Here is a 7,021-nt window from a genome sequence, read left to right on the forward strand (position 1 = left end):
GCTCTGGAGCATCTGACCGACGACGAGGCCGAAACCCGGGTGGCGGAGGGTTCGCTATGAGCGATCCGGGCCTCCGCCTCGCCGAGATCTCTCCGGCCAAACGGGCCCTGCTGATGCAGATGTTACGCGCCCGTCGCGAGGCCGTCGGCGCGCCGTCGGCGGAGATCATGACCGTCGCGGACATGCTGGCGGAGGCGGTCCTTCCCCCGGATATCGATCATAGAGGGACGAGGCCCGCCGTCGAACGGGCGAGGACGGTTCTGCTGACCGGCGCCACGGGTTTCATCGGCGCCTATCTGGCGGCGGCCCTGGTCGAGGCCGGGGTCGAGCGCGTGCTATGCCTCGTCCGGGCCGGCGATCCAGCCGAAGCCGAAACGCGCGTGGACGAGGCGCTGGCGGCCTACGATCTTCCGGTCCGTGACTCCAGGATCGGCGTGGTCGTCGGCGACCTGGCCAGCCCACGCCTGGGACTTGACGACCGGACGTTCACGCGGCTGGCCTACGAGGTCGACGCCATCGTCCATTGCGGCGCCCTGGTGAAATGGACCTATCCCTATGCCGCGTTGAAGGCGGCCAATGTGGACGGCACGCTGGAGCTGCTCCGCCTGGCCACCACCGACCGGCTGAAGGCATTCCACCTGATCTCCACCGTCGGGGTGTTCTCGTCCGCCGGCCGTGACGGCGGGGCGGTGCTGGAAACCGAGCCGCTGGAAGCCAGCGGCAGCCTGGCGGTCGGCTACGCCCAGAGCAAATGGGTGGCGGAGAAGCTGGTCCATCTGGCGGCTGAGCGCGGCGTGCCGGTCGGCGTCTATCGTCCCAACACACGACCCGACAGCCGCACAGGCGCCTTCAACATCGCCGACTATCTCAGCCAGATGCTGAGGGGGTGCATAGGGCTGGGACAGGCGCCCGCATTGGACTTCATGATTTCGGGCGCGCCCATCGACCATGTCGCGCGGGCGATCGTGCACGTCGCCCTGGAGCAACCAGCCGATGGCGGGGTGTTTCACCTGGTGGATCCGGCGGGCGTCAACTGGCGCCAGGTCATCGACTGGACGGCCAGCGCCGGCTACCCGCTCGAAGCGGTCGATTTCGTGGACTGGAAGCGGCGTGTGGACGCCGTGCCCGGCGGCTTCGCCCTGGGGCCGTTCTTCACCGAAGGCAAGTTCGACCAGGTCGTGCTGCCACGCTTCGACACCACACGGCTCCAGCAGGCGCTGGTCGGCACGGACATCGCCTGTCCGCCTTATGGCTATGAACAATTCCATCTATCGTTGCAGCATTTCGTGCGGCGCGGGTTTCTGCCGCCGCCGGGGCTGACGCTGGATGAACAAAGACGTCGGTTGGGTCGCGGCGGATGAAAAAGTGTTCTGAACCCAGGGGCGTAACAAGCTAAGATAGTTTTCAAGTTCAACAGCAACCAAGGGATGTTGAAAATGGCTGAGCAAACCGAAACGGTCGATGACGAAGTCACCAAGCTGCGGGCTCGCGTGAAGCGGCTCGAGGCCGAGCGCGACCGGTTGAAGAAGACCGACACCGACGACGATGTGGAGCGCAGGGGCCGGCATGTGGCCGACTCCCTCAATGACGCGCGGCGCTCGAAGGGCGATACGGCGGTTCGGGTGGCGCGCGGCATGACGCTCGCCTCCTTCGAATTCGTCCGCCTGTTCGCGGATTCGATCTCGGCCTTCAGCGAGGAAGTGATCGACCGCAACGAAAGCCGTTCGCGCGGCGGCCGTCGCTCGGTCACCTCGCTGGCGACCCGGCTTCCCGAAGATGTCGCGGACGGTTTCGCCAGCGCGCTGGACCGCTTCAGCGACATCCCGGCGCGGGCGGCCGACCGCTATTCCAAGACCTATCGCCAGGGCGACAACACCGATCGCCACGACGACAAGGACGACGACTAGGTCTCTGACGACAGGGAATGACGGGCGCGGCGGGTCCTTGGCCTGCCGCGCTCGGCTAGCCTATCGCAGAAGCGACAAGAGGCGGTTTCCCAAGAGATCGACCAGCGACTTCGCCTCGCTGTTCACGAAGAAATGGCCGCCGGCGAACTCGGCGTGCTCGAAGTCGGCGCGCGCATGGACGCGCCAGGCTTGAAGATCGTCGGCCGTCGCCGCGTCGTCGTCGCGGCCGCCCAGAACCCAGACCGGACAGTCCACCGCCGCGCCGCCTGCGCCGACATAGGTCTCCAGCATGGTGATGTCAGCGCGCAGCACGCCCAGCACCATGGCCCTCAGGTCGGGATCGGCCAGAACCTCGGCGGGGATCGCCTCAAGCCGAACCAGGCGCGCCAGGAATGCGTCGTCGTCCAGCTTATGGATCTTCGGTCGCGCGGCCAGGCGTTCGGGCGCCGCGCAGCCGGCCAGGAACAGGGCGAGCGGTGTCCGCCCTAGACTCTGCCTGAGCAGGGCCAGCTCGAAGGCCAGGACCGCGCCCATGCTGTGGCCGAAGATGGCGAGCGGAAGGTCCTCCAACCTGGCGAGATCTTCCTGAAGGGCGGCGGCAACGGCCCGCACGTCCGTCGCCGACGGTTCGCGCATCCGCGTGCCGCGGCCGGGCAGTTCGACGGAAACCAGCTCGATCGACGGGGGAAGCAGGGCGGGCCAACCCCGCTGAAGAAACGCGCCGCCGCCGGCGTGCGGCAGGCAGATCAGCCGAACCGCCGCCGGCGTTTCCCGCGGGTAGCGCCACAGGGCGGCGCCCTGGCGGACGGGCGTGCGCGGCGGGGCCACGATCCGCGTCAGAGCTGCGTCATGAACTGCAGCGTCGTCAGGCTGGGCATGAACAGATAGGCGGCGGCGCGGGTGTGGACGAAACGCGGCATGTGCGGGATGCGCTTGCGGTACGGCTCGGCCTGAAGGGTCATGTAGCCTGTCCCGTTGTTGTCGCTGACGAAGGGGTCCTTGGTCGCGAACTCCGCGTTGAAGGTCGGGACGTTGAACCAGGTCTGCTGCACGAATTCGTACTGGCGCTGAATGTCGGCGTTCAGGACGACGAACTGCAGGCCGCGCGGCACGCCATCGTCCTTGAGATCGACAGGCGCCCGCGGCCATTCGGTGTCTTCGGCCGTGATCAACGGATCGCCATACAGCATGGCGCGACGCAGCACGCGGTGGCGGCTAGAGGTGTTCAGTGACGACTGCGGCGTGTCGTTGACCCGAGAGTCGCGGGGGTTGGCGCGCCGGATATGCGAGCCTACCGGGCAGCGGGCGCCGTCCGGATCCAACGCCATGAACTGGAAGTCGTTCTCGTCCGAATACTGGACCGGGTCGATGTCCGGCGACAGGGTGACGGGCGTGCCGCTGGGCCAGCGGCCCAGGAACTTCGAGCCCATCTTCAGCATCTCGGCCTGGTCGTCTTCGGCGGCCTTCTGGATGGCTTGCCAGAAGCTGGCGACGTCCTGTTCCAGCTTGCGATAGACCACATAGGTGCCGTGCTTGCCGAAATCCCGGCAGTCGGGGAGGGCGCCTTCGGGAAATTTCGGCAGGATGTGATGCCGGTCTTCGGAAGCCGGCACGATCGGGCTGGTCGGGTACAGCCCGTAAGCGTTGAGATAGCCCAGGATGAACTCGCCGGTTTCGGCGGCCAGCTGGCCGTCGGCCTTCTGGATGCCGACGCCGGCGATGTTGGGTTGGGACAGGCCGTCGTGGAAGCCGAAGTGCTCCTTGGCCTCTTCGCGCCGATAGCCGTACTCGGTGGCGATGATCGAGACGGCCCCGTCGCTGGCGGCGATCAGTTCGTCCAGAACCTTCTCGAAGTCCTTCAGGTGGCGCGGACCTCGGCTCTGGACGATCAGCATGGCGTGGACCGGCGCGGTGTTGGGACCGCCGAACTCCCAGAACTCAGGCGCGCTGTTGCCCACGTCGCCGGAGACGCTGGCCCTTGCGGCCGCGCCCAGGGTGTAGGGCGGCAGGAAGCTCTCAAGCGTCTTGTGCGACAGCTTCAGGGCCTCGAAACCGGTATAGGTGAAGGCGATGTTGATCGACTGGGGCGGCTTCACCTTCTTCCCGTCGGGGCCCGTGGGCCAGAGCTCGCCCGAGCTGACGGACGGCAGCAATTGCGCCAGCCACTGCCGCGCGCCGACGGCGTCGTGGAATTGCAGGAAGAGATAGGCCGAGCGCTTGAGGTGGCTGTAGGCGCTGACCAGCATGCCCTGAATGTCGGAACGGTCGACTTCCATCGTTTCCATCGTGCGACGCTCCTTCTTTCGGTGCAGGGGGCTTTCGGTCAGCGGGCCTTTGGTCGAGGGGTCAGAGCGCCGTCAGCGTTTCGCGGACCTTGGCGCTCTCGAGCGCCAGGCCGGCCTGCAGCGTCTCGGCGAGGTTGGCGTTGCTGGTGCGGTCGCGGATCAGGTTGAGCACCGTCTCGTTGGGATAGGACTTGAACAGCAGCTGCGGCTCGTACTGGTGATTCAGGATCCACCGCTGGAACGGCAACACGTCGGCCATGCCCCCCTTGGGATAGCCGAAGGTGTTGTTGTAGACGCCATCCAGCGCCCAGATGATCTTGTCGATGAAGTCGCCCATGTAGTTCTGCCAAGAGCCGTCGAACACACTGAGGAAGATCAGGCGCTTGTCGTTGTCGATCAGCACCCAGCGGAAGGAGTGCAGGGTGCCGACGTCGGCGAACTGCCCGGCCGACCAGCCGTACTTGCCGAGGAACTCGTTGACCCAGAACGCCAGGCGCACGCGCCAATAGAGCCAGGGCTTGATGGTGGTGATCGTCACCATCTGGCCGTCTATGGCGGTCAGTTTCTGGGCCCGCGGCGTGAGCGGGTTGTCCTCGAATGAGGTCACTTTCGAATAGTTCTTGGTCTGACCGATCTGGCTGATCGGCTTGACGATCGCCAAGGCCAGCGACATCCAGGCGTTGTGGAAGTCGGCCCGCGTGCGCGCCACGAAGGCCGACAGGTTCGCCCAGAATCCCGGAACGCGCGGCAGACGCGACAGAACGGTCATCACGGACCGAAGGGTCGACCCGCCGGCGTCCAGCAGGGCCTCCAGCTGTTCGCGGACCGCGATCTTGCTCTTGATCGACGCCACGGTTTCATCGCGGAAGGCGATGTAGAAGGCCTGGGTCGGGAAGGCGGTCTTGCGGATGTAGTCGATGAAGCCGTCTTTGCCGGGATAGCCCTCGCAATGGCCCCAGATCTTGTCCAGACCCGGGGTGATCGCCATCTGGTGCGTGAGGTAATCGGTCAGATCGCCATCGAATTCGATGGCAAGCAGCAGTCTCGCGCCTGGCCCGACTTCGTCCTCGACAATCACCCAGCGTGAACAGTGGGTCAGCTTGTCGTTCTTGAGCTGAAGATACTTGTTGTTGCTCTGGTGGGCGTTGATGTCTTCCAGGATTCCCCGAAGGGATTCAACGTGTCCCGACTTGATTTTCACGTACACGGTCAGCGAGTTCATGTCCGTCCTCGAATTTCGACAAACACCTGCACGCCGCATGACGTTCAGCCCGATCCGAGCCTAACCTCGCCTCAAGAGACGCTCAACTAAAAATGGATGCAATGGTTCACAAACTGAAAGGTTGCACTTTTTGCGGGCGCCGGGGTCCTTGACGCCGGGCGAAGGGGTCCTGGGTTTTCGGGTAGGGCGCCCGCAGTGTTCCGCCCGCGAGCGCCGAGCGGGATTGGAAGCTGTTCGGGGCGCGCTTCTTGAACAGGTTCAGGGCGGACTCGATGCCGGCGCTGATCACCACGTCGGCGATCGCCCCGATCAGGATGTTGTCCACCGGGAAGCCCAACTCCTTCAGCGCCGCCTTGACCACCTGACTGGCATAGACCTTCTTCTCGGGACCGCTGGCCGCCCGCAGCCGCTCGGTCATGGCCACCACCTCGAAGAAGGCCTTCACCCCGGCGGTCATCTGCTCTGCGTGCTGGCCGATGAACACCAAGACATCGGTGGCCGGCTTGACCAGGGTGCGCTTGTCGTAAACCAGGCCGGCGTCCTTGACCCGCTGCACCGCGGCCTTCACCTCGGGCGTCAACGGCTCGACATAGTGGAGCCTGGCGTAGATCCAGTTGAGCAGGCGGAAGAAGGGCTGCAGCGCATCGAGCATGATCGCTCCAGCCGCCCGCAAGGCGCCGTCGAGCGACCAGTGGTCGGGCCGGCTGGAATCCCACAGGCCATAGGTCTGGACACTGTCGACCAGGGCGTCGATCACCCAGTCGATGGTCACGTTGATGACCAAGGGGGTGAGGTCGCGCGGCACGCCCGGCAGGCGCAGATCGGCGTCGTTGTAGATCGCGTGCACAGCCGCGCGGACCTGGCCCTTCTTTCGCGACCCATTGCCGTTGGGGTAGCGTTGCTCGGCGGACTGGACCAGGACCTCCATCAGCTCGATCCAGGCGACGACCCCGCGCTCGATGTCCGGCCCATGTTCGGCCAGGTTCTTCAGCGCCGCGCCCAGGCCCTCGGCGACCCCGCCGCTGGCGGCCTCGCGCAGCAGTTCGACCAGCTGATGCACCTCGGCGTCGACGTTTCGCTGCGCCTCGCTGGGTTGCCGCCGCTTGACCCGGCCTATGGCGTCGAACACGAACTGCATGTGCGCTCCCGGTCTAGAGTCGACGCCAGAGGACGGCGCACGCGAGGTAGAGCCCGCCCAGCGCCGCGCCCAGTGGCCATGCCRGCGGCACGCCGAACATCACGGGCAGGTTGGGAATGGTCAGCAGCACCGCGACGCTGACCGCGAGAATGGCCGCCGTCCAAAGCCGCGCGCGCCGGTTCTGAGCCCGGACGACACGGGCCGCGTCGGTGGACTCCACGCGTAGCCGCACGCTGCCGTCGGCGGCGTCGGCCAGGATCTGAGCCAGCTGCGCCGGGCCGTCCTGGGTCAGGGTCAGGGTGTTCAGCAGCAGTTGCTGCAGTCTGTCGCGATCGAACAACTGGTCGAACTTCTCGTCGCGCCGCAGCTCGGCGAAGAACCGGCCGCCCACGTCGCGCAAACCGTTCGGAAGGCCAAGCTCGCTGGCCAGGGTCTCCACGGTGACCAGCGCGCGGTAGAGGGACAGCAC

Annotated in this window: 7 protein-coding genes; 2 read left to right on the forward strand and 5 right to left on the reverse strand. The window is 66.0% G+C overall.

Annotated features, from left to right (window positions below; translation table 11 throughout):
• Positions 1–56: 56 nt before the first annotated feature.
• Together AC1DZ6_RS15225 and AC1DZ6_RS15230 are read left to right on the forward strand one after the other, a co-directional pair.
• Complete coding sequence (locus tag AC1DZ6_RS15225) at positions 57–1,361, forward strand: thioester reductase domain-containing protein (RefSeq protein ID WP_477098003.1); 1,305 nt, start codon at positions 57–59, stop codon at positions 1,359–1,361.
• Positions 1,362–1,436: 75 nt separating this feature from the next.
• On the forward strand, positions 1,437–1,907 hold the full coding sequence (locus AC1DZ6_RS15230; RefSeq protein ID WP_477098004.1) for a hypothetical protein: 471 nt from the start codon (positions 1,437–1,439) through the stop codon (positions 1,905–1,907).
• Between the two features lie 60 nt (positions 1,908–1,967).
• Here the strand turns inward: AC1DZ6_RS15230 and AC1DZ6_RS15235 are convergent, their stop codons facing one another.
• From AC1DZ6_RS15235 to AC1DZ6_RS15255, 5 genes are all read right to left on the reverse strand, one after another.
• Positions 1,968–2,735, reverse strand: a complete 768-nt coding sequence (locus AC1DZ6_RS15235) for a thioesterase II family protein (protein WP_477098005.1) — start codon at positions 2,733–2,735, stop codon at positions 1,968–1,970.
• 8 nt (positions 2,736–2,743) lie between these two features.
• On the reverse strand, positions 2,744–4,192 hold the full coding sequence (locus AC1DZ6_RS15240; protein ID WP_477098006.1) for a Dyp-type peroxidase: 1,449 nt from the start codon (positions 4,190–4,192) through the stop codon (positions 2,744–2,746).
• 61 nt (positions 4,193–4,253) lie between these two features.
• Positions 4,254–5,414, reverse strand: coding sequence for a hypothetical protein (locus AC1DZ6_RS15245; protein WP_477098007.1), 1,161 nt, complete (start codon positions 5,412–5,414; stop codon positions 4,254–4,256).
• 106 nt (positions 5,415–5,520) lie between these two features.
• Positions 5,521–6,552: a hypothetical protein gene (locus AC1DZ6_RS15250; RefSeq protein ID WP_477098008.1), complete on the reverse strand. Its 1,032-nt coding sequence runs from the start codon at positions 6,550–6,552 to the stop codon at positions 5,521–5,523.
• A gap of 13 nt (positions 6,553–6,565) precedes the next feature.
• Positions 6,566–7,021 (reverse strand): hypothetical protein (locus AC1DZ6_RS15255; RefSeq protein WP_477098009.1); only part of this gene is annotated, 456 nt, incomplete at its 5' end.

This window comes from Caulobacter sp. P1_B12_2 (assembly GCF_056406675.1).